The 22,263-nt window shown below is 73.4% G+C and carries 16 protein-coding genes; 7 read left to right on the forward strand and 9 right to left on the reverse strand.

The window, feature by feature from the left end; all coding sequences use genetic code 11:
- Window positions 1-11: 11 nt before the first annotated feature.
- Complete coding sequence (locus ABD954_RS24860) at window positions 12-941, forward strand: SDR family oxidoreductase (protein ID WP_345489028.1); 930 nt, start codon at window positions 12-14, stop codon at window positions 939-941.
- 22 nt (window positions 942-963) lie between these two features.
- Here the strand turns inward: ABD954_RS24860 and ABD954_RS24865 are convergent, their stop codons facing one another.
- The 6 genes from ABD954_RS24865 to ABD954_RS24890 form a co-directional block, all read right to left on the reverse strand.
- Window positions 964-1,926, reverse strand: coding sequence for a helix-turn-helix transcriptional regulator (locus tag ABD954_RS24865; protein WP_345489030.1), 963 nt, complete (start codon window positions 1,924-1,926; stop codon window positions 964-966).
- Window positions 1,927-1,971: 45 nt separating this feature from the next.
- Window positions 1,972-4,683, reverse strand: coding sequence for a pyruvate dehydrogenase (acetyl-transferring), homodimeric type (gene aceE / locus ABD954_RS24870; RefSeq protein WP_345489032.1), 2,712 nt, complete (start codon window positions 4,681-4,683; stop codon window positions 1,972-1,974).
- Between the two features lie 298 nt (window positions 4,684-4,981).
- Complete coding sequence (locus tag ABD954_RS24875; protein ID WP_345489034.1) at window positions 4,982-5,605, reverse strand: GntR family transcriptional regulator; 624 nt, start codon at window positions 5,603-5,605, stop codon at window positions 4,982-4,984.
- Between the two features lie 123 nt (window positions 5,606-5,728).
- Complete coding sequence (gene sucB, locus ABD954_RS24880) at window positions 5,729-7,594, reverse strand: 2-oxoglutarate dehydrogenase, E2 component, dihydrolipoamide succinyltransferase (protein ID WP_345489036.1); 1,866 nt, start codon at window positions 7,592-7,594, stop codon at window positions 5,729-5,731.
- Between the two features lie 62 nt (window positions 7,595-7,656).
- On the reverse strand, window positions 7,657-9,045 hold the full coding sequence (gene lpdA / locus ABD954_RS24885) for a dihydrolipoyl dehydrogenase (RefSeq protein WP_345489038.1): 1,389 nt from the start codon (window positions 9,043-9,045) through the stop codon (window positions 7,657-7,659).
- A gap of 287 nt (window positions 9,046-9,332) precedes the next feature.
- Entirely contained in the window at window positions 9,333-10,841 is a 1,509-nt protein-coding gene (locus tag ABD954_RS24890; RefSeq protein ID WP_345489040.1) for a leucyl aminopeptidase, read from the reverse strand.
- A gap of 302 nt (window positions 10,842-11,143) precedes the next feature.
- On the opposite strand from ABD954_RS24890, the gene ABD954_RS24895 reads away from it, so the two are divergent.
- Genes ABD954_RS24895 through ABD954_RS24915 form a run of 5 tightly spaced genes read left to right on the forward strand, consistent with a single transcriptional unit; the run spans window position 11,144 to window position 18,021 of the window.
- Entirely contained in the window at window positions 11,144-13,282 is a 2,139-nt protein-coding gene (locus ABD954_RS24895) for a hypothetical protein (RefSeq protein ID WP_345489042.1), read from the forward strand.
- A 39-nt stretch (window positions 13,283-13,321) separates the two neighbouring features.
- Window positions 13,322-14,830, forward strand: coding sequence for a GT4 family glycosyltransferase PelF (gene pelF, locus ABD954_RS24900; protein ID WP_345489044.1), 1,509 nt, complete (start codon window positions 13,322-13,324; stop codon window positions 14,828-14,830).
- Window positions 14,827-16,584, forward strand: coding sequence for a hypothetical protein (locus ABD954_RS24905; protein ID WP_345489046.1), 1,758 nt, complete (start codon window positions 14,827-14,829; stop codon window positions 16,582-16,584). Before pelF ends, ABD954_RS24905 begins: the two co-directional genes overlap by 4 nt.
- Before the next feature lie 10 nt (window positions 16,585-16,594).
- Complete coding sequence (locus tag ABD954_RS24910; RefSeq protein ID WP_345489048.1) at window positions 16,595-17,242, forward strand: spherulation-specific family 4 protein; 648 nt, start codon at window positions 16,595-16,597, stop codon at window positions 17,240-17,242.
- Window positions 17,239-18,021 (forward strand): endo alpha-1,4 polygalactosaminidase, encoded by a 783-nt coding sequence (locus tag ABD954_RS24915; RefSeq protein WP_345489050.1) that lies wholly within the window; start codon window positions 17,239-17,241, stop codon window positions 18,019-18,021. The genes ABD954_RS24910 and ABD954_RS24915 overlap by 4 nt, the downstream gene beginning before the upstream one ends.
- Before the next feature lie 154 nt (window positions 18,022-18,175).
- On the opposite strand, the gene cobS is transcribed toward ABD954_RS24915, so the two are convergent.
- Window positions 18,176-18,940: an adenosylcobinamide-GDP ribazoletransferase gene (gene cobS / locus ABD954_RS24920; RefSeq protein ID WP_345489052.1), complete on the reverse strand. Its 765-nt coding sequence runs from the start codon at window positions 18,938-18,940 to the stop codon at window positions 18,176-18,178.
- Between the two features lie 80 nt (window positions 18,941-19,020).
- Here cobS and ABD954_RS24925 point away from each other — a divergent pair, with 80 nt between their 5' ends.
- The gene (locus tag ABD954_RS24925; protein ID WP_345489053.1) at window positions 19,021-19,788 is read left to right on the forward strand and encodes a hypothetical protein; all 768 of its coding nucleotides are present in this window, start codon (window positions 19,021-19,023) and stop codon (window positions 19,786-19,788) included.
- On the opposite strand, the gene ABD954_RS24930 is transcribed toward ABD954_RS24925, so the two are convergent.
- Together ABD954_RS24930 and ABD954_RS24935 are read right to left on the reverse strand one after the other, a co-directional pair.
- Window positions 19,725-20,438, reverse strand: coding sequence for a hypothetical protein (locus ABD954_RS24930; RefSeq protein ID WP_345489055.1), 714 nt, complete (start codon window positions 20,436-20,438; stop codon window positions 19,725-19,727). The genes ABD954_RS24925 and ABD954_RS24930 overlap by 64 nt on opposite strands.
- Window positions 20,435-22,219: a phosphatidylglycerol lysyltransferase domain-containing protein gene (locus ABD954_RS24935; RefSeq protein ID WP_345489057.1), complete on the reverse strand. Its 1,785-nt coding sequence runs from the start codon at window positions 22,217-22,219 to the stop codon at window positions 20,435-20,437. The genes ABD954_RS24930 and ABD954_RS24935 overlap by 4 nt, the downstream gene beginning before the upstream one ends.
- Window positions 22,220-22,263 lie beyond the last annotated feature (44 nt).

Below are 22,263 nucleotides of genomic sequence, written 5' to 3' on the forward strand. Positions count from 1 at the left end.
AGGCTCCTCGCATGACCGCTGAAACGAAGCCACTCGCCGACCGCGTCTGCCTCGTCGCCGGAGCCACCCGCGGAGCCGGCCGCGCCATCGCCGTCCAGCTCGGCGCCGCCGGAGCCACCGTGTACGTCACCGGCCGCACCACCCGCGACCGGGTCAGCGAGGTCGGCCGCACCACCGAGACCATCGAGGAGACCGCCGAACTCGTCACCGAGGCCGGCGGCTCGGGCATCGCCGTGCCCACCGACCACCTGGAGCCCGAGCAGGTCCGCGACCTGGCCGACCGCATCGACCGCGTCCACGGCCGGCTCGACGTCCTCGTCAACGACGTCTGGGGCGGCGAGCACCTCATCGGCTCGACCTTCGGCAAGAAGACCTGGGACATCGACCTCACCGACGGCCTGCGGATGCTCGAACTCGGCGTGAAGACCCACCTGATCACCTCGCACGCCCTGGTGCCGCTGCTCATCCGCCACCCCGGCGGCCTCGTCGTCGAGGTCACCGACGGCACCACCGCGTACAACGGCACCCACTACCGCGAGAACCTCTTCTACGACCTCGCCAAGAACGCCCCGATCCGGATGGCCTTCGGCCTCGCGAAGGAGCTCGCGGACGCGGCCTGCACGGCCGTCTCGATCAGCCCCGGCTGGCTCAGGTCCGAGCAGATGCTCGCCCACTTCGGCGTCACCGAGGACACCTGGCGCGAGGCGACGAGGCAACTGCCCGACTTCGCCGTCTCCGAGTCCCCCGTCTACGTCGGCCGGGCCGTCGCCGCCCTCGCCGCCGACCCCGACCGGGCCCGCTGGAACGGCCGGTCCCTCGACAGCGGACAGCTCGCGCGGGAGTACGGCTTCACCGACGCCGACGGATCCCGGCCCGACTCCTGGGGCTTCATGCTGGCCAAGGAGAGCGACCCGGACACCCGGGTGGAGGACTACCGGTAGGCCGTTCGCCGCCCGGGCCCGGCTACCGGTAGCGGTCCGCCATGGCCCGGGCGGCCTGCGCGAACCGTTCGCGCAGCGCCGCCGGGGCGAGGACCTCCGCCTCCGCACCGAGCCCCAGCAACTGGCCGAAGGCGACCTCCTCGTTCTCCACCCGCACGGTGACGCGCACCCGGCCGTCCGCCTCCCGGACCCCCGCCGCCAGCGCCTCCTCGGCCGCCGCCCGGTCCGTCACGTACGGCAGCCGCCGCGCCCCCGCCTCCGAGAGCAGCAGCTCCACCTCGGCCCGCAGCAGCGAGCGCGCGAACTCGGCGGACCGCTCGGCCCAGAACGCCGCCAGATCGAAGTCCGGATCCCGGACGAAACGTTCCTCGCGCACCTCGACCGCGCTGAACCGGTCCACCCGGTACGTCCGCCACGCCGTGCCCGCCCGGGCGCACACGTACCAGACCCCCGCCTTCAGGACGAGCCCGTACGGCTCCAGGTCCCGCTCCACCTCGCCGTCACCCCGCCGGTAGCGGGCCGACACGGGCCGGTCGTCCCAGACGGCCTCCGCGACCGGAGCGAGCAGCCTGGGCGTCTGCGGCTCCTGGTACCAGCCCGGCGCGTCCAGGTGGAAGCGCTGCGCCGCCGAGCGGGGAGCGTCCGCCAGCGACGGCAGCAGCGCGGCCGACACCTTCAGGCGGGCCGCCGAGGCCGCGTCCTCAAGGCCCATGTCCCGCAGCGCGCCCGGCAGCCCGGACAGGAACAGCGCCTCCGCCTCGCCGCGCGCGAGCCCCGTCAGCCGGGTCCGGTAGCCGCCCACCAGGCGGTAGCCGCCCGCCCGGCCCCGGTCCGCGTACACGGGAACCCCCGCCTCCGAGAGGGCGAGGGCATCGCGGGTGACGGTCCGCTCCGACACCTCAAGCTCGGCCGCGAGCTCGGCGGCGGTCATGGACGGGCGGTTCTGCAGCAGCAGGACCATCTTGATGAGACGAGCGGCACGCATGACTCCATCATGCGTGCCGCTCGACCGACCTCTTTCGAGTGGCCCTTACAGGCCGTAGCGCTCCCGCGCCTCCTTCACGGCCGTCGCCTGGACCTCGCCGCGGCGGGCGAGCTGGGCCAGGGCGGCGACCACGATCGACTGGGCGTCGACGCCGAAGTGGCGGCGGGCGGCCTCACGGGTGTCCGACAGACCGAAGCCGTCGGCGCCCAGCGAGCTGTAGTCCTGCTCGACCCACTGCGCGATCTGGTCCGGGACCTGACGCATGTAGTCGGACACGGCAAGGACCGGGGACTCCACGCCCGCCAGCGCCTGGCGGACGTACGGCACGCGCTCCTCGCCGCGCAGGAGGGCCGCGTCGGCCTCCAGCGCGTCGCGGCGCAGCTCGGTCCAGGAGGTCGCGGACCACACGTCGGCGGCCACGCCCCACTCGGCGGCGAGCAGCTTCTGCGCCTCCAGGGCCCAGTGGATGGCGGTGCCGGAGGACAGCAGCTGGATGCGCGAGGCGTTCGCGGGCAGCTCCAGGCCGGCCGACTCGGCCGTGTTGAAGCGGTACAGGCCCTTGATGATGCCCTCGTCGATCCCGGCGCCGGCCGGCTTGGCCGGCTGCGGCATCGGCTCGTTGTAGACGGTGAGGTAGTAGAAGACGTTCTGGTCCTCGCCCTCGGCCGCCTCGCCGTACATGCGGCGCAGGCCCTCCTTGACGATGGCCGCGACCTCGTAGGCGAACGCCGGGTCGTAGGTCAGCGCCGCCGGGTTGGTGGCCGCGATCATCGGGGAGTGGCCGTCGGCGTGCTGGAGGCCCTCACCGGTCAGGGTGGTGCGGCCGGCGGTGGCGCCGACGAGGAAGCCGCGGCCGAGCTGGTCGCCGAGCTGCCACATCTGGTCGGCGGTCCGCTGCCAGCCGAACATCGAGTAGAAGATGTAGAACGGGATCATCGCCTCGCCGTGCGTCGCGTACGACGTCGAAGCGGCGATGAAGTCGGCCATCGAGCCGGCCTCGGTGATGCCCTCGTTCAGGATCTGGCCGTTGACGGCCTCCTTGTAGTACATCAGCTGGTCGCGGTCGACCGGCTCGTACGTCTGGCCCTTCGGCGAGTAGATGCCGAGCGAGGGGAACAGCGACTCCATGCCGAAGGTGCGGGCCTCGTCGGGGACGATCGGCACCCAGCGCTTGCCGGTCTCCTTGTCGCGGACCAGGTCCTTGATCAGGCGCACGAAGGCCATCGTGGTGGCGACGGACTGCGAGCCGGAGCCCTTGTCGAAGGCGGCGAAGGTCTTCTCGGCGGGGGCGGGCAGCGGCGCGAGCGGGTGCACGCGGCGGGCCGGGGCCGGGCCGCCGAGGGCCGCGCGGCGCTCCTGGAGGTAGCGGACCTCGGGGGAGTCGGCGCCGGGGTGGCCGTAGGGGACCACGCCGTCGACGAACTGCGCGTCGGAGATCGGGAGCCCGAGGAGGTCCCGCATGTTCTTGAACTCGTCCGTCGACAGCTTCTTCATCTGGTGGTTCGCGTTCTTCGACGCGAAGCCCTCACCGAGGGTGAAGCCCTTGACGGTCTGCGCCAGGATGACGGTCGGCGCGCCCTTGAACTCGACGGCGGCCTTGTACGCGGCGTACACCTTGCGCGGCTCGTGGCCGCCGCGGGAGAGGTGGAAGCACTCGAGGATCTTGTCGTCGCTCAGCAGCTTCGCCATCTCGACGAGCGCCGGGTCCTTGCCGAAGAAGTCCTCGCGGATGTAGGCGGCGTCGCGGGTCTGGTACGTCTGGACCTGCGCGTCCGGCACCTCGCGGAGGCGGCGGACCAGGGCGCCGGTGGTGTCGAGCGCGAACAGCTCGTCCCAGGCGTTGCCCCACAGGGACTTGATCACGTTCCAGCCGGCGCCGCGGAACTGGGCCTCCAGCTCCTGCACGATCTTGAAGTTGGCGCGGACCGGGCCGTCGAGGCGCTGCAGGTTGCAGTTGACGACGAAGGTCAGGTTGTCCAGACCCTCGCGGGCCGCCAGCGCGAGGGCGGCGGTCGACTCGGGCTCGTCCATCTCGCCGTCGCCGAGGAAGGCCCAGACGTGCGAGGAGGAGACGTCCTTGATGCCGCGGTTGGTCAGGTAGCGGTTGAAGCGCGCCTGGTAGATCGCGGAGAGCGGGCCGAGGCCCATGGAGACGGTGGGGAACTCCCACAGCCAGGGCAGGCGGCGCGGGTGCGGGTAGGAGGGCAGGCCGTTGCCGCCGGCCTCCTGCCGGAAGTTGTCGAGGTGCGTCTCGTTCAGACGGCCGTCGAGGAAGGCGCGGGCGTAGATGCCGGGGGAGGCGTGGCCCTGGATGTAGAGCTGGTCGCCGGAGCCGGCGGCGTCACCGGACTCCTTGCCCTTGAAGAAGTGGTTGAAGCCGGTCTCGTAGAGCCAGGCCGCGGAGGCGAAGGTGGCGATGTGGCCGCCGACGCCGTGCTTGGAGCCCCGGGTGACCATCGCGGCCGCGTTCCAGCGGTTCCAGGCGGTGATCTTCCGCTCCATCTCCTCGTCGCCGTCGATGACCGGCTCGGCGGAGGTGGGGATGGTGTTGACGTAGTCCGTCTCCAGGAGCTTGGGCAGGGCCAGGCCCGCGCCCTCGGCGTGCTGGAGCGTGCGGCGCATCAGGTAGGCGGCCCGGTGCGGGCCGGCGGCCTTGGTGACGGCGTCGAGGGAGGCCGCCCACTCGGCGGTCTCCTCGGTGTCACGGTCCGGGAGCTGGTCGAGCTCGCTCGGAATCTTGCCTACGGGATCGGTCATGATCGCCGCCTTCCGGACAGGTGGGGGTGGAGATAAGGGGGCCTTGTCTGGCAGGACAGGGCGGAGGGCCGGGGTACGGCCCGCCGAAGACTGTAAGCCGCCGATCGATGATCGATCAAAGCTTCGCAGAGAAAAAGATGCCCGAAGCGCCAAAGTCGGCACAGGGTGCCGTGAAGAAGGGCACCCGGTGCCTTGTTTTCGTAGGTGGGCCTTGGCTTCTGAGAGCTCCCTCGCACAAACGAGCGGGCCCGCCGTCAAGGCGGACCCGCTCGCGCGAAGGCCGGAAGGGACCGGTGCGTCAGGCGCGCGGGGCGCAGCCCAGCACGTGCGCCTTCACCAGCGCCCCGATGTTCGGATCCGCCCTGCGGAAGGCTTCCACCAGTTCCTGGTGCTCCTCCGCGTACGACTTCTGCACCGTGCCCAGCCACCGGATCGACAGGGCCGTGAACACCTCGATGCCGAGCCCCTCCCAGGTGTGCAGCAGCACGCCGTTGCCCGCCGCCTTCACCAGCTCCCGGTGGAACGCCACCGTGTGCCGCACCTGCGCCGTGCCGTCGGAGGCCGCGTCCGCCTCGTACAGGGCCGCCACGTGCGGCTCCAGCGCCGAGCAGTCCGCCGACAGCCGGGGCGCCGCCAGCTCCGCCGCGATCTGCTCCAGACCGGCCCTGACCGGGTAGCTCTCCTCCAGGTCGGCCGCCGTCAGATTGCGCACCCGTACGCCCTTGTTGGGCGCCGACTCGATCAGCCGCAGCGACTCCAGCTCCCGCAGCGCCTCGCGGACGGGGGTCTGGGAGACCTCCAGCTCCGTCGCGATCCGTCGCTCCACGATGCGCTCGCCCGGCTTCCAGCGGCCGCTGACGATGCCCTCCACGATGTGCTCGCGGATCTGCTCGCGCAGCGAATGGACGACGGGCATGGTCATGGGAGGCCGCTCCTTAGGGAGTCACTGGACACTTAGACAATACGGCGGCGCCCCCGCCCGGAAACACATCCGGACGGGGGCGCCGCAGGTGAGGCTTGTTACGTTGCCTTTCGGCCCCGCGCCTTACAGGCCGAGGTCGACCTCGAACTCGCCGGCCTCGAGGATCGCCTTGACGGCCGTCAGGTAGCGGGCGGCGTCCGCGCCGTCCACCAGACGGTGGTCGTAGGACAGGGCGACGTACGTCATGTCGCGGATCGCGATCGTCTCACCCAGGTCCGGGTGGTTCACGACGACCGGACGGCGCACGGTGGCGCCGATGCCCAGGATGGCGACCTGGTTCGGCGGAACGATGATCGTGTCGAACAGCGCGCCGCGCGAACCGGTGTTGGAGATGGTGAAGGTCGCGCCCGCCAGGTCGTCCGGCGTGATCTTGCCGGCGCGCACGGCCGAGGCCAGCTCCGCGGTCTTCTTGGAGATGCCGGCGATGTTGAGGTCGCCCGCACCCTTGATGACCGGGGTCATCAGACCCTTCTCGGAGTCCACCGCGATACCGATGTTCTCGGTGTCGAAGTAGGTGATCGTGCCCTCGGCCTCGTTGATCCGGGCGTTGATGACCGGGTGGGCCTTCAGCGCCTGGGCCGCCGCCTTCACGAAGAACGGCATCGGGGAGAGCTTGACGCCCTCACGGGCGGCGAAGGCGTCCTTGGCCCGGGCGCGCAGCTTCATCAGCTTGGTGATGTCGACCTCGACGACCGAGGTCAGCTGGGCCTGGCCGTGCAGCGCCTTCATCATGTTGTCGCCGATGACCTTGCGCATGCGGGTCATCTTGACGGTCTGACCGCGCAGCGGGGAGACCTCCAGGGCCGGGGCCTTCGGCGCCGAGGCCGGAGCTGCGGCGGCGGGGGCCGGGGCGGCCTTCTTGGCCTCGGCGGCCGCGAGGACGTCCTGCTTGCGGATCCGGCCGCCGACGCCGGTGCCCTTGACGGACGCCAGGTCGACACCGTTCTCGGTGGCGAGCTTGCGGACCAGCGGGGTCACGTAGGCGCCGTCCTCCGCCGGCGCAGAGACCTGCGCGGCGCCAGCCGCTCCAGCGGAGCCGGTGCTTGCACCGGAGGCGGGGGCCGGGGCAGCGGCGGCGGGAGCGGCAGCGGCCGGAGCCGGGGTCGCCGGAGCCGGAGCGGCCACCGGGGCGGCGGGCTGGGCCGGAGCCGGGGCGGGCGCCGGGGCGGCAGGGGCCGCCGGAGCGGGGGCCGGAGCCGGAGCGGCCGGGGCCTCCTGGGCCGGGGCGGCGGCGGGCGCCGGGGCGGCCGGAGCCGGAGCGGCGGCCGGGGCGGCACCCGCGGCGCCGATGACGGCCAGCTTGGCGCCGACCTCGGCGGTCTCGTCCTCGCCGACGACGATCTCGAGCAGCACACCGGAGGCCGGGGCCGGGATCTCGGTGTCGACCTTGTCCGTGGAGACCTCGAGCAGCGGCTCGTCGGCCTCGACGCTCTCGCCGACCGACTTCAGCCAGCGGGTGACGGTGCCCTCGGTGACGGACTCGCCGAGCGCCGGCAGGACGACGTCGGTGCCCTGGGCGGAGCCGCCACCGGCGGCCGCCTCGGCGGTCGGGGCCGGAGCCGGCTCCTGGACGTCGGTGGACGGGGTGGCCTGCGGCGCCGGGGCGGCCGGCGCGTCCTGGGCCGGGGCCTCCTGGGCCGGAGCCGGAGCGGCCTCGGCGGCCGGCGCCGGCGCGGCGGCCGGGGCGCCCGAGCCGTCGTCGATGATGGCCAGCTCGGCGCCGACCTCGACCGTCTCGTCCTCGGCGACCTTGATGGAGGCCAGGATGCCCGAGGCGGGGGCGGGGATCTCGGTGTCGACCTTGTCGGTCGAGACCTCGAGCAGCGGCTCGTCGGCCTCGACGCGCTCGCCCTCGGCCTTGAGCCAGCGGGTGACGGTGCCCTCGGTGACGCTCTCGCCGAGCGCCGGCAGGGTTACGGAAACCGACATGGTTTCAGTTGCTCCTCACGAATTGCGGAAAGTGGTCGTCGCGCCCGTAGATGACGTCGGCGTCAGTCGTGCGAGTGCAGGGGCTTGCCGGCCAGGGCCAGGTGGGCCTCGCCGAGCGCCTCGTTCTGCGTCGGGTGGGCGTGGATGAGCTGCGCGACCTCGGCCGGCAGCGCCTCCCAGTTGTAGATCAGCTGCGCCTCGCCGACCTGCTCGCCCATGCGGTCACCGACCATGTGGACGCCGACCACGGCACCGTCCTTGACCTGGACGAGCTTGATCTCGCCCGCGGTCTTCAGGATCTTGCTCTTGCCGTTGCCCGCGAGGTTGTACTTCAGGGCGACGACCTTGTCCGCGCCGTAGATCTCCTTGGCCTTGGCCTCGGTGATGCCGACGGAGGCGACCTCCGGGTGGCAGTACGTCACCCGCGGCACGCCGTCGTAGTCGATCGGGACGGTCTTCAGACCGGCCAGCCGCTCCGCCACGAGGATGCCCTCGGCGAAGCCGACGTGCGCCAGCTGGAGCGTCGGGACCAGGTCGCCGACCGCGGAGACGGTGGGCACGTTGGTCCGCATGTACTCGTCCACGAGGACGTAGCCGCGGTCCATCGCGATGCCCTGCTCCTCGTAGCCGAGACCGGCCGAGACCGGGCCGCGGCCGATGGCGACGAGCAGCACCTCGGCCTCGAAGGTCTTGCCGTCGGCCAGGGTGACCTTCACACCGTTCTCGGTGTACTCGGCCGACTGGAAGAAGGTGCCGAGGTTGAACTTGATGCCGCGCTTGCGGAAGGCGCGCTCCAGCAGCTTGGAGCTGTTCTCGTCCTCGACCGGCACGAGGTGCTTCATGCCCTCGATGACCGTGACGTCGGTGCCGAAGGACTTCCACGCCGAGGCGAACTCGACGCCGATGACACCGCCGCCGAGGATGATCGCGGACTCCGGGACCCGGTCCAGGGTCAGCGCGTGGTCCGAGGTGATGATGCGGTTGCCGTCGATCTCCAGGCCGGGCAGGGACTTCGGCACGGAACCGGTGGCGAGGAGGACGTGACGGCCCTCGACACGGCGGCCGTCCACGTCGACGGAGGTCGGGGAGGACAGGTAGCCGCTGCCCTCGATGTACGTCACCTTGCGGGAGGCGACCAGACCCTGCAGGCCCTTGTAGAGGCCCGAGATCACGTCGTCCTTGTACTTGTGCACGGCCTTGATGTCGATGCCCTCGAAGGAGGCACGGACACCGAACTGCTCCGCCTCGCGCGCCTGGTCGGCGATCTCGCCGGCGTGCAGCAGGGCCTTCGTCGGGATGCAGCCGTTGTGCAGGCAGGTGCCGCCGAGCTTGTTCTTCTCGATCAGTGCGACGTCCAGGCCCAGCTGCGCTCCGCGCAGCGCCGCGGCGTAACCGCCGCTACCGCCGCCGAGAATCACTAGGTCGAAAACGGTGCTGGCGTCGTTCGCCACGTCACGTCCTCCATGCATGTGCGCTCGTCGCCCGTCTTCGGTGACGGGGCGGCGGCTGGTTCCGGCCGCTTTTCTTCGGCCCTGTGGTGGGGGCCCTGTCCTGCCGAGAACCCATCTTCGCACTTGTTGCCGGATGGCGGGACGCGGGGCCGGGCACTGAGACGGCCGATCGTCCGTACGGGCGGGTGGCGGAGGCGTACGAACCTACGGATTTCGTCGCGGGCGGACGCGACCGGGTACGCGTACGGCCCCGGGGAGCGCGTCCCCGGGGCCGTACCGAGCACGGCTTACAGCTCGCCCTCGGCGGTGAGCTCCGCCAGCCGCACCAGGGTGCGGACCGAGGACCCCGTGCCGCCCTTCGGGGTGTAGCCGTAGGGGGCGCCCTCGTGGAAGGCCGGGCCGGCGATGTCCAGGTGGGCCCAGGTGATGCCCTCGCCCACGAACTCCTTCAGGAACAGACCGGCCACCAGGCCGCCGCCCATCCGCTCGCCCATGTTGGCGATGTCCGCGGTCGGGGAGTCCATGCCCTTGCGCAGGTCCGCCGGCAGCGGCATCGGCCAGGACTGCTCGCCGACCTCCTCGGCGATCTCGTGGATCGCGGTGCGGTAGTCGTCGTCGTTGGCCATGACGGCGAAGGTGCGGTTGCCGAGCGCCAGCACCATGGCACCGGTCAGGGTCGCCACGTCGACGATCGCGTCCGGGTTCTCCTCGGAGGCCTTGGTCAGCGCGTCGGCGAGGACGAGCCGGCCCTCGGCGTCGGTGTTGAGGACCTCGACGGTCTTGCCGCTGTACATGCGCAGCACGTCGCCCGGGCGGACGGCGGTGCCGGACGGCATGTTCTCGGCGAGCGCCAGCCAGCCGGTGACGTTGACGGCGAGGCCCAGGCGGGCGGCGGCCACGACGGTGGCGAACACGGCGGCCGCACCGCTCATGTCGCACTTCATCGTCTCGTTGTGGCCGGCCGGCTTCAGGGAGATGCCGCCCGAGTCGTAGGTGATGCCCTTGCCGACCAGGGCGAGGGTCTTCTCCGCCTTCGGGTGGGTGTAGGCGATGCGGACCAGCCGCGGCGGGTTCGCCGAGCCGGAGCCGACGCCGAGGATGCCGCCGTAGCCGCCCTTGGTGAGCGCCTTCTCGTCGAGGACCTGGACCTTGAGGCCGTGCTCCTTGCCGGCGGCCTGCGCGGCGGCGGCGAAGGCGGCCGGGGTCAGGTCGTTCGGCGGCTGGTTGATCAGGTCGCGGGCCCGGTTCATCTCCTCGGCCACGGCGACCGCGCGCTCCGCGGCGGCCTTGTGGGCCTTGTCGCGGGGCTTGGCGCCGAGCAGGGCGACCTCGGCCAGCGGCTTCTTCGCGCCCTGGCCGTTCTCCTGGTACGCGGTGTAGGCGTACGCGCCGAGCAGCGCGCCCTCGGCGATGGCGCCGGCCTCCTCCGGGGAGGCGATCGGCAGCGCGAAGGCCGCCTTCTTCGCGCCGGTCAGCGCGCGGGCGGCGGTACCGGCGGCACGCCGCAGGGCCTCCGTCCGGTAGGGCTCGCCGTCCTCGGGGGCGGAGCCGAGGCCGACGGCCAGGACGACGGGGGCCTTGAGCCCGGCGGGGGAGGGCAGCTTGATCGCCTCACCCTCGGCACCGGAGGCGCCCAGGGTCTCCAGGACGGCGGCGAGGCCGCCGTCGAAGGCCTTGTCGACGGCCTCGGCGCCCGGGGCCACGACGAGCGTCTTGCCGGACTTCGCGACGCCGACCACGACGGCGTCGGCGCGCAGCGTCGCCGCTCCGGCGGTGCTGAGAGTGAGAGCAGTCACGGTGGTGAATTCTCGCTTCCGTTGAGTTCTGTGGCGGTCGAGGGATGGGCCGACCGTGCCCGCCGCATCGTATTTCGGCCCGATGAGCGCCGGTAATGAGCCTACGCTCGCTCGGCGACCGCGCTCACAGCGGCGTTGATTCACTCGTCCGTGGTGTCTCTTTCGGGTTTACGGCGCGGGCCCGTCGCCCCCGTCCCAGACTCGCCTCAATCGCGCAAGGGAGACCACCGCCCTTCGCGCCGTCTGCGACGACTCCACAGGCCCCGCCCTCGGCGGGCGCCTGCCGAGGGGGACACCCACCGATGGACTCCGGCCGATTCCGTACGCCCAGAACCACCGCACGCCCACCCCGCGGGCTCCGCACCTCCCGCACGGTCCGGGCGCCCCGGCCCGCCCGCAGGGCCTCCCGGCTCGCCGCGCTCGCCGCCGCCGGGCTGCTCGCCACCGTCGTGCCCTCCGCGCAGGCGGGCGCCGCCGACCCGGTCCCGCGGATCGACCTGACGGTGCTCGTCGTCGACGACGGCAGCAGCCCCATCGAGGCGATCACCGCCGAGCTGAAGGGCTCCGGCGTCCCGTACCGCACCCTCGACCTCACCGACCCCGGCCGGCCCCTGCTGACCCCCGCCTTCCTCAGCGAGCCCTCCGACAGCGCCACCGGCCGGCCCCGCGCCCGCTACCAGGGCGTCGTCCTGCCGCACGAGTCCGCCTTCGGCCCCGACTCCGCCGAGCAGGCCGCGCTCGCCGCGTACGAGCGGGCCTACGGCATCCCGCAGGTCGACGCCTCCACCTGGGCCCACCCCGGCGTCGGCCTCGACTACACCTCCGACGGCGGCTGGTCCGGCGTCCTCGACGGCGCCCGCGCCCACGTCACACCCGCCGGGAAGGCCGGCCCCTTCCGCGACCTGCGCGGGACGCTGACCTTCGAGGACAACGACCCGCGCGTCTCGGAGAGCTACGGCTACGCGGGCCGCCCCCGGCCCGGCTACACCAGCTACCTCGACATGCCCGCCGCGGACGGCGGACGGATCAGCCTGATCGGCGAGTACGCCCACGACGGGCGGCGCGAACTCGTCGTCACCTTCGCCTACAACCCGCACCAGCGTCAGTCCCGGGCCCTGGCCCGCGGCATCGTCGAGTGGCTCACCCAGGGCGTCCACCTCGGCCAGAGCCGCAACTACCTCTCCGTCCACGTCGACGACGTCCTCGCCCCCGACGCCCGCTGGGACCCGGTGCGCGACTGCACCCCCGGAGACCTCGACTGCCCCGGCGGCGACGGAGGGGCCGGCGGGAACCCGATCCGGATGACCGCCGCCGACGCCGCGTACGCAGCCGCCTGGCAGACGTCCTCCGGCTTCCTCCTCGACATGGTCTACAACGGCGGCCAGGGCGAGCAGTGGAAGGCCGAGCACGGCGGCACCGACCCGCTCGCCGCCCGCCTGATCGCCGACCGCGACCGGTACCGGTGGATCAACCACACCTACACCCATCCCTTCCTCGGCTGCGTACAGGACGCCAGGACCGTCCCCTGGACCTGCGCCGAGGACGCCGCCGGCGCCACGAAGTGGGTGAGCCGCGCCGAGATCTCCGCCCAGATCCGCGACAACCTCGACTGGGCGTACGCCAAGGGCATCGCCGTCGACCGCGGCGAACTGGTCACCGGCGAGCACTCCGGCCTCAGGACCCTGCCGCAGCAGCCCGTCGACAACCCGAACCTCGCGCCGGCGCTCGCCGACAACGGCGTGCGGTGGACCGCGAGCGACAACTCCCGCGAACCGCGGCAGCGTTCCGTCGGCACCGGGCCCAACGCCGCGCGGACCGTGCCCCGCCACCCCATGAACGTGTACTACAACGTGGGCACCGCCGCGGAGATGGCCGACGAGTACAACTGGATCCACACCTCCCGCGCCGACGGCGGCAGCGGCGCCTGCGAGAACGATCCGGCCTCCACCTGCCTGCCCGCGCCGCTCGACACCGCCACCGGCTACGCCACCCACATCGTGCCGCAGGAGGCCCGCACCGCCCTGCGCCACGTCCTCGGCAACGACCCCCGGCCTACTTACGTCCACCAGTCCAACCTGGCCGAGGAACGCCTCCTCTACCCCGTCCTCGACAAGGTCCTCGCCGACTACCGGGAGCTGTTCGCGGACCACACCCCGCTCGTCAACCCCCGCCAGCGGGACGTCGGCGCCGAGCTGAACCGCCGTGCGGCCTGGGAGGTGGCCCTCGCCGCCGGCCAGGTCACCGCCTACCGCGTCGGCGCCACCGTCACCGTCAGGGCGCCCGCCGGCGTCGCCGTCCCGCTCACCGCCCCCGAGGGAACCCGCAGGCAACTCCTCCTCGGGACCGCGCCGTTCGGCAGCCCCTACGCCGGCACGCGCTCCGCCTGGACCACGCCGGAGGCGCTCCAGAGCGCCATCACCCTGCGACTGCCCACCACCTGACCCGCCACCAGCAGCTCACGTTCCGGGGGGACACCACACATGCCGAGCAGTGGCCGCCACGTCACCATGCTCACCGAAGGCACCTATCCACACGTCCACGGCGGCGTCAGCACCTGGTGCGACCAGCTGATCCGGGGCATGCCCGAGGTCGACTTCCAGGTCCTCGCCCTCACCGGCAGCGGCCGCGAACCCGTCGCCTGGGAACTGCCGCCGAACCTCTCCGACCACACCTCGTTCCCGCTCTGGGGCACCCCGGAGCGGGGCCGGGCCCCGCGCGGCCGCGACCGGCGCCGCTTCCTCGACACCTACGAGCACTTCCTGCTCTCCCTCCTCGACCCCACCGCGGGCTGCGACTTCGGCGAAGGGCTCTACGCCCTCGCCGCGCTCGCCCGCGAAGGACGGCTCACCACCGCCCTGCGCTCCGAGCGGTCCCTGCGCTCACTGATGTGGATCTGGACCATGCCGCATCTGCCGACGGCCGCGGCCCGGCCCACCGTCCACGACGCCCTCACCGCCACCGACCTGCTGGAACACGCCCTGCGCCCGCTCGCCGCCACGATCCCCGAAGGCCGCGTCGCCCACGCCGTCTCCAGCGGACTCGCCACGCTCCCGGCGCTCGCCGCCCAGCACTTCGAAGGGGTGCCCTTCCTGCTCACCGAACACGGCATCTACCTGCGCGAGCGCTACCTCGGCTATCGCACCGAGCCGCAGCGCTGGCCCGTCAAATCGTTCCTGCTCGGCTTCTACCGGGAGCTCACCTCCCTCGGCTACCGCAAGGCCGACCTCATCACCCCGTGCAACCAGTACAACCGGCGCTGGGAGGAACGCGGCGGTGCCCCCGCCGACCGTATCCGCACCGTCTACAACGGCGTCGACCCCGCAGCCTTCCCCTGGGCCGGACCCGAACCGGAGACCCCCACGCTCAGCTGGGTGGGCCGCGTCGACCCCATCAAGGACGTCCAGACCCTCCTGCGGGCGTACGCGATCTGCCGGGCCGAACTGCCCGAGCTGAGGCTGCGGTTGTTCGGCCCGGTCCCGGCCGGCAACGAGGACTACCGCATCCGCCTGGAGAAGCTGGCCGCCGAACTCGGCGTCACCGACGGCGTCACCTTCGAGGGACGCGCCTCGGACGTCGCCGGGGCCTACGCGGCCGGAAACGTCGTCGTGCTCTCCTCCATCAGCGAGGGCTTCCCCTTCTCCCTGATCGAGGCCATGTCCTGCGGCCGGGCCACCGTCTCCACCGACGTCGGCGGCGTGCGCGAGGCCGTCGGCGACACCGGCCTCGTCGTCCCGCCCCGCGAACCGGCCGTGATGGCCGCCGCCCTCAGCGACCTGCTGCGCGACGCCACCCGCCGCGCCGACCTCGCCCGCAGGGCCCGCCAGCGGGTCGTCGACCGCTTCACCCTGCACCGCTCGGTCGACGGCTTCCGCCGCATCTACCTGGAACTCGCCGGCCGCCCCGTCACCGAGCGCCCCGAACCCGACGACTGGACGGTCCGCCTCACCGACCCCTGGCGTACGGCCCTGATGGAAGGCGCCTGGGCATGAGCGGCTCCCTCTGGCTGACCAACGGCACGATGCGGGACGCCCTCCCGCCGATCCCCCGCCAACGCACCACCCCGGCGCGGCCCACGGCCCCGGCGACCGGCACCGCCGCCGCCTCCGGCACGGACGCGGGCCCCGGCGCGGGCCCGGGCCCGGCCTCCGGCGGCGCGGGGGCGGCTCCCGGCCGTGGCGCGGCGCCGGACGCGGGCTCGGCCTCCCGCCCCGGCGCGGGCGCCGCTCACACCGCCACACCTGGCCCCGGCCCGGCAGGCCCCGGTCCCGGTCCCGCCTCCGGCACCGGCCCGGCAGGCCCCGGTCCCGCGTCCGGTCCCGGCCCGGCAGGCCCCGGCCCCGGTCCCGCCTCCGGCACCGGTCCCGCGTCCGCTACCGGCACCGGCCCCGCCTCCGGCACCGGCCCCGCCCCCGCGGGCGCCCGCGTGCTCGCCGCCGACCCGCTCGACGAACTCGCCGCCCGTCTCGACGCGCTCACCGCCGCCGCCGTCCATCCCGACGAGATAGCCGCGATCCTCGAGTCCGACGGCATGACCGACGACCACATCCGCCTCACCTACGGCCGGGCCGACTCCTTCGCCCTCGCCGAGGACCTCTACGCCAGGACCGAGCGCCGTCACCCCGCCCCCGAGGCCCCGCCCGCGGGCCCCTGGTACACCGGCCTCGCCGGATGTCTGCTGCGCGGCCTGGTCTTCGCCCTCCCGGGGCTGGCCTACGTCCTCGGCGCCCCGCTGCTCGCCACCGGCCCCGGCCGCCACGGGCTGCCGCCCGGCGCCGTGCCGCTCATCGCCGGGGCCGTCACCGGCTGGGTGTGGAACCAGGCGCTCGCCCACCGCGCCTACAGCTGGCTCGGCCTCGGCGACCGCCGCGCCGCCGTCCGCGCCCTGCTCACCGGCGCCCCCGCGGGCGCGCTCGCCGGAGCGGTCGTCGCGGCCCTCGCCGCCCGGCCGGGGGAGGGGCCCGCCGCGCTGTTCGGCGCCGGCCAGGCCCTCTACCTGGCCGCGGCCACCGTCCTGCTCGTCCTCGGCCGGGAACGGGCCCTGCTGTGCGCGCTCCTCCCACTGGCCGGCGCGGTCCCCGCGTTCCGCCACGACCTGCCGGATGCGTTGCGGGTCCTCCTCCTGCTGCTCTCCCTCACCGCGACCGTCACCTTCGCGGCCCTGGTGCTGCGCCCGGGAGCCCGCCGCCCCGGCGCCGCCCGCCCCGCTCGTGGCCGGGCCGGACCGCCGCTCGCCGCCTCCCTCCCGTACGGCCTGTTCGGCCTCGGCAGCGGGCTGCTCGTGCTGTACGCGGGCGCCGACGCCGTCATCGCGCTCACCCTCTCCATGGGCCCGGCCGAATGGCTGCTGCACCGCTTCCGCGGCACGGCCCTGGCCCGGCTGCGGCTGCTGACGACGGCGCGCGCGTTCCGGCGCGCCGTCACGGCCACCCTGGCCCGCTGCCTCGTCGGCTACCTGGCGGTGCTGTTCGTCCTCAGCGTCACCGCCGCGCTGCTGTGGCCGGGCGCCGCGGCCGTGTCCGCCCCGAGGACCGGCTCGCTGCTCCTCGTCGGCGCCGTGCTGTGGCTGGGACTGCTGCTCCAGGCCTTCGGCGCGGTCGCCGGAGCGGCCGCGGTGTGCCTGCTCGCCGCCACCGCGCAGGCCCTCGCCCCGGCGGCGGGAACGGTCGCCGCGGGCGCGGCGGCCACCGTGCTGGGCGTGCTGACCTGCGCGCTGCTCGTTCGACCGACCGCCCACCGCATCTAGGGGCCGGACTGTGACTGCCTCCACGACTCCCGGGACCTCCTCGTCCCCCTCCCTCCTGGTGCCGTTCTACGAGCACCCCGCCGACCGCCCCGAGGAGTGGGCGGCCGTCGTCGCGGCGGCCCCCGCCCTGTACGGCGTGGTCCTCAACCCGGCGAGCGGCGCGGGCCCGGCGCCCGACCCCGCGTTCGCCGAGGTCGCCGCCCGGCTGCGGGACGCCGGGGTGCGCGTCCTCGGCTACGCGGACACCGACTACGGCCGGCGCCCGCACCCCGACGTCGTCGCCGACCTGGTCCGGCACCGCGACTGGTACGGGGCCGACGGCGCGTTCCTCGACCAGGTGCCGACCGAGCCGTCCGCGCTGCCGCACTACCGGCGGCTCACGGTCGCGGCCCGGGCCGCCGGGGCACGCACCCTCGTGCTGAACCACGGCGCCCACCCGGCCTTCGGCTACGAGGCCCTCGCCGACCTGCTCGTCACCTTCGAGGGCCCCTGGGACGCGTACCGCGGCCTGGAGCTGCCGGTCGCCGACCACTACTGTCACCTGGTGTACGCGGCCCCGGCCGACGCCCGGCCCGTCACCCCGGTCGGCTGCGCGGTCCCCGGCACGGGGGCCCACCCCTGGGGCACGCTGCCCCACACCCTGGAGCCCGCCCGGTGAGACGACTTCTGCCCCTCCTCGCGCTGCTGGTGCTCGCCGGCTGCACGACCCCGCCGGACCCGGACGACCGGGGCCCCGCACCCCGCTGGCAGCCGCGCCCCGGCCTGGCCTGGCAGTGGCAGCTCAGCGGCCGGCTCGACCCGACGGTGGACGTCCCCGTCTACGACATCGACGGCTTCGACCACTCCGCGGCCACCGTCGCCGACCTGCACCGCCGGGGCCGCAAGGTGGTCTGCTACCTGTCCACCGGCGCCTGGGAGGAGTTCCGCCCCGACGCCGGCCGCTTCCCGAAGGCCGTCCTCGGCAAGGGCAACGGCTGGCCGGGCGAACGCTGGCTCGACATCCGCCGCACCGACCTGCTCGGCCCGCTGATGGCCGCCCGTCTCGACATGTGCCGCGCCAAGGGCTTCGACGCGGTGGAACCCGACAACATGGACGGCTACGCCCACCCCACCGGCTTCCCCCTCACCGCCGCCGACCAGCTCCGCTACAACCGCCTGATCGCGGGTCTCGCCCACGACCGCGGCCTCGCCGTCGCCCTGAAGAACGACCTCGACCAGATTCCCGAGCTCGTCGACGACTTCGACTTCGCGGTCAACGAACAGTGCGCCCAGTACGACGAGTGCGCACTCCTCGTCCCCTTCGTCCGGGCGGGCAAGGCGGTCTTCCACGTCGAATACGAGCTGGACCCGGAGGACTTCTGTCCCCGGTCGCGGCAGCTGGGCCTGAGCTCGATGCGCAAGGAGTACGAGCTGGGGGCGTGGCGGAGGGCCTGCTAGCGGGAGGCGACGAAGCAGGTGACCTCGCTGCGTCCGGCCGCCGACGGTCAGGACGGCCTCGCGGTGGAGGGGGGCGGCGGTTCACGGACAGGGGACCGGTCGGCGGGCCGGAAGGTTGCCCGCCCCGCGGATCACGGCCTGGTCGCCCCGCCTGTCACCCCAGCGTCAGCGCCACCAGCCCCACCGTCAGCGCCGTCTCCTCCACCGCCCCGAAGACGTCCCCCGTCACCCCGCCGAAGCGCCGCACGCACCGCCGCAGCAGGAGTTCCGACACGCAGAGCGCGGCGAGCGCGGCGAGCAGGGTGCGCAGGGCGTCGTACCAGGAGAAGAGCGCGCCGGTCGCCGCGCACAGCAGGAGGACCAGGCCGGTCGTGAGGGCGGCGGCGCGGAGCGGGACGGTGGCGGCGACGACCGCGCCGAGGCCCTCGGGGCGGGCGGCCGGGACGCCGTGGCGGGAGGCGTGGGTGAGGGCGAGGCGGGCGAGGGTCGCGGCGAGGGCGGCGGCGGCCGCGCCGTGCGCCCAGCTCCGCCCGTACAGCTCGTACAGCGCGGCCACCTGCGCGAGCAGGGCGAAGAGCACCGCGATCACGCCGAAGGGGCCGATGTCGGACTGCTTCATGATGCGCAGGGCGTCCTCGGCCGGCTTGCCGCTGCCGAGGCCGTCGGCGGTGTCGGCGAGGCCGTCGAGGTGCAGGCCGCGGGTCATCAGGGCGGGGACGGCGGCGGTGAGGACGGCGGCGAGCAGCGGGCCCGCGCCGAGGAGCAGGAACCCGCCGCCGACGGCCGCCGCGGCCAGGCCGACGACCAGGCCTGCGAGCGGGGCGCAGAGCATCCCGGCGCGTGCCGCGTCGCGGTCCCAGCGGGTGATGCGGGCGGGGAGCACGGTGAGGGTGCCGAAGGCGAAACGCAGGCCGTCCATCCGCGCAGGGTAGTGCCCCGGTCAGACGATCAAATCGGCCATACTGTCAGAAATCTGACCAACCGGCAGAGGGTGGTGGCATGGGTCACTGGTTCTGGCGCAACATCGTCGAACCCGGGAAGCTCCCGCTGTTCCTGGCCCTGGCCTCCTTCGTGCTGACCTTCCTGGTCACGCGGACCGTCACCCGGCTCATCCGGGCCGGCAAGGGCCCCTTCGGCAACGTCTCCTCGGGCGGGCTGCACATCCACCACGTGGTGCCGGGGGTCGTCCTCACGGTCCTCGGCGGCTTCGGCGCGGTCGCCAGCGGCCGCCACGGCGTGGGTTCGGCGGTCTTCGCCGTGGTCTTCGGGGTCGGCGCCGGGCTCGTCCTGGACGAGTTCGCGCTGATCCTCCACCTCGACGACGTCTATTGGTCGGAGGACGGCCGCAAGAGCGTCGAGGTGGTGGTCCTCACCGCCGCCCTGGTGCTGTTCACCCTGGCCGGTTTCTCGCCGCTCGGCGTGGACGACATGACCGCGCGGGAACGCCAGGACCGGGTCTCCTTCCTCCTGACCCTCGGCCTGAACTTCCTGCTCGTCCTGGTCACCCTGGTGAAGGGCAAGTTCCGGCTGGCCGTGATCGGCACCCTGATCCCCCTGGTCGCGATCGTCGGCGCCGTACGGCTGGCCCGCCCGGGCTCCTGGTGGGCCCGCCGGCTCTACGCCCGGCGGCACCGGGCGCGGGCCCGCGCCGAGCTCCGTGCCTACCGGCACGACAAGCGCTGGAGCCGGGTGCGCCGGAAGGTTCAGGACCTGATCGGCGGCTTCCAGGAGCGGGTCCCGGGCCGCGGCCCCACGCCGCCGTCCTGACCCCGCTCCCGCCACCGCAGGAAGCCGACGAGCAGCAGCACGGCCGCGATGGCGGCGAGGTGCTCCTTGCCGGCCAGGTTGTTCTTGACCATCACCTCGACCACCATCGCCAGGATCACCAGGCCCCCGGTCCACCGGGCCCGGTGGCGCCAGCACACGTACACGGCGAGGCCCACCACCGCCGCCGAGGGGCCGGTGTCCACGACCCGCGCGTCGGAGGCGGGCAGCCCGAGGGGGACGTCCGGCCCGAGGGCGACGCCGATCCGGGCGTACAGCGTGCCGGCGAGCGTCGCCAGGTAGGCGAGGGCCAGGGTCCGCCGCCGTCCCAGGCAGATCTCGGCGATGCCGAAGACCAGCAGGATCTGCGCGAGCGCCCCCCACACCGGCAGGTCGAGCGCCGGCACGAACAGGGACAACGGGGTGCGCAGCAGGGCGAGCCACAGCGGGTCCTCGGCCCTGACCGAGCCGACGGCCTGCACCGGCCGGTAGCCCCAGTCCTGGTTCTGCACGAGCTGGAACAGCGAGGTCAGGCAGACCGCGGCCAGCGTCATCGGGACCGCCCGCCACCCACGCGCGGCGAGCGCGCCGCGCACGGTCAGGAACAACGACCCCCACTCCCGCCGGGCGAAGCCCTTCAGGGCCCCGCTCACCGCCGGCCCTCCGGGTGTCTGCGGTGCAGCCTGCCCCAGACTCCGTCCCGGGGCGCCCCCAGCAGCCCCGGGGCTTCGAGGAAGCCTTCGGCGCGGCCGGCCGCGACACCGATGCGCAGCAGGTCGGCGCTCTTCTCGAAGAGCATGAAGCGGGGCTCCCAGATCGGTCGGTACTTGGCGTTGGCGCGGTACAGCGACTCGATCTGCCACCAGCGGGAGAAGAAGGTGAGCAGTGAGCGCCACAGGCGCAGCACGGGTCCCGCCCCGAGCTTCGAGCCGCGTTCGAAGACGGACCGGAACATGGCGAAGTTCAGCGAGACCTGAGTGATCCCGATCTCCTTGGCCCGCTGGAGGAGTTCGATGACCATGAACTCCATCAGCCCGTTCTCGGAGTCGCGGTCACGGCGCATCAGGTCCAGCGAGAGCCCCTTCGGGCCCCACGGCACGAAGGACAGCAACGCCCGCAGCTCGCCCTCGGCGTCGGTGCACTCCAGCATCACGCACCGGCCGTCGCCCGGGTCGCCGAGGCGCCCGAGGGCCATGGAGAAGCCCCGCTCGGTGGCGCCGTCGCGCCAGTCGTCGGCCTTGCGCAGCAGCTCGTGCATCTCGTCGGCCGGGATGTCCTCGTGGCGCCGGATCCGGACCTCGTACCCGGCCCGCTTGACCCGGTTGAAGGCCTGCCGGACCGTGCGCATGGCGCGCCCGTCGAGGGTGAACTCGTCGGTCTCCACGATCGCCTCGTCGCCCAGCTCCAGGGCGTCGAGCCCGTGCCGGGCGTAGACGGTGCCGGCCTCCTCGCTCGCCCCCATCACCGCCGGGACCCAGCCGTGCTCGCGGGCCTCGGCGAGCCACGGCTCGATGGCGCCGGGCCATGCCTCCGGGTCGCCGATCGGATCGCCCGAGGCCAGCGACACCCCGCCCACCACCCGGTAGGTGACGGCCGCCTTCCCGCTCGGCGACCACACCACGCTCTTCTCGCGGCGCAGCGCGAAGTAGCCCAGCGAGTCCCGCTCGCCGTGCCTGTCGAGCAGCGCCCGCAGCCGCTCCTCGTCCTCCTCGGTGAGCGGGTCGACCGCCCGCCGGGAGCGGAAGGCGGCGAAGAGCACCGCGAACAGCAGCACCGTGGACATGACGTTGATGACGACGTCGACCCAGCCGGGCGTGGCGATCCCGGGGAAGCGCGCGTCGTCGGCGGCGAGCGTGACCAGCCGCATCACCCCGTACCGCCAGCGCTCCAGGAAGGTGGAGTGCCCGGCCGAGGTGTTCGTGACGGTGACCAGACCGGCCGCGAGCAGCGAGGTGACGAGCAGTCCGCCGGCCGCGACCACCGTCGCGAGCAGCGGGTTGGAGCGGTCGCCCTTGGCGTAGAACTCCCTGCGGCCGAGCAGCAGCGCGACGAAGAAGGCGGCCGTCAGGGCCAGGGAGATCCAGTTCTGGGCGTGCCGGCGGATCTCGGGGAAGAACATCACCAGCGCGAACAGCAGCAGGAAAAGCCCGCAGAGCACCACGTTGAGGATCCACGCGGCCCGCTTGCGCCGGCGCATGGTGATCGCCAGGAAGAGGGTGAGGACACCGGAGGCGAAGCCGGCGGTCAGCATGTACGGGGTGAAGTAGTCGTCCTCGTTGTGCCGGCGCAGGTCCTGGCCGAAGGAGACCCACACCGCGCTCAGGAAGTTGACGAACGTGACGGCCCGCAGATACCAGACGGCGAACGCGGCACTGCGCCGCGATCGCACCGTGCCCCGGGGCGCTCCTTCGGTGGACAAACGGACCTCTCCCATGAAAAGCGATCATATGGGGCATCACTTCGCATGGACGGGCGCCG

The organism is Streptomyces roseoviridis (assembly GCF_039535235.1).
GTDB lineage: Bacteria > Actinomycetota > Actinomycetes > Streptomycetales > Streptomycetaceae > Streptomyces > Streptomyces roseoviridis.

Excerpts from the sequence above, each read along its gene's own strand:
- ABD954_RS24860 (WP_345489028.1), top strand. The coding sequence starts at position 12 with ATGACCGCTGAAACGAAGCCACTCGCCGACCGCGTCTGCCTCGTCGCC.
- ABD954_RS24865 (WP_345489030.1), bottom strand. The coding sequence starts at position 1,926 with ATGCGTGCCGCTCGTCTCATCAAGATGGTCCTGCTGCTGCAGAACCGC.
- aceE (WP_345489032.1), bottom strand. The coding sequence starts at position 4,683 with ATGACCGATCCCGTAGGCAAGATTCCGAGCGAGCTCGACCAGCTCCCG.
- ABD954_RS24875 (WP_345489034.1), bottom strand. The coding sequence starts at position 5,605 with ATGACCATGCCCGTCGTCCATTCGCTGCGCGAGCAGATCCGCGAGCAC.
- sucB (WP_345489036.1), bottom strand. The coding sequence starts at position 7,594 with ATGTCGGTTTCCGTAACCCTGCCGGCGCTCGGCGAGAGCGTCACCGAG.
- ABD954_RS24895 (WP_345489042.1), top strand. The coding sequence starts at position 11,144 with ATGGACTCCGGCCGATTCCGTACGCCCAGAACCACCGCACGCCCACCC.
- pelF (WP_345489044.1), top strand. The coding sequence starts at position 13,322 with ATGCCGAGCAGTGGCCGCCACGTCACCATGCTCACCGAAGGCACCTAT.
- ABD954_RS24905 (WP_345489046.1), top strand. The coding sequence starts at position 14,827 with ATGAGCGGCTCCCTCTGGCTGACCAACGGCACGATGCGGGACGCCCTC.
- cobS (WP_345489052.1), bottom strand. The coding sequence starts at position 18,940 with ATGGACGGCCTGCGTTTCGCCTTCGGCACCCTCACCGTGCTCCCCGCC.
- ABD954_RS24925 (WP_345489053.1), top strand. The coding sequence starts at position 19,021 with ATGGGTCACTGGTTCTGGCGCAACATCGTCGAACCCGGGAAGCTCCCG.
- ABD954_RS24935 (WP_345489057.1), bottom strand. The coding sequence starts at position 22,219 with ATGGGAGAGGTCCGTTTGTCCACCGAAGGAGCGCCCCGGGGCACGGTG.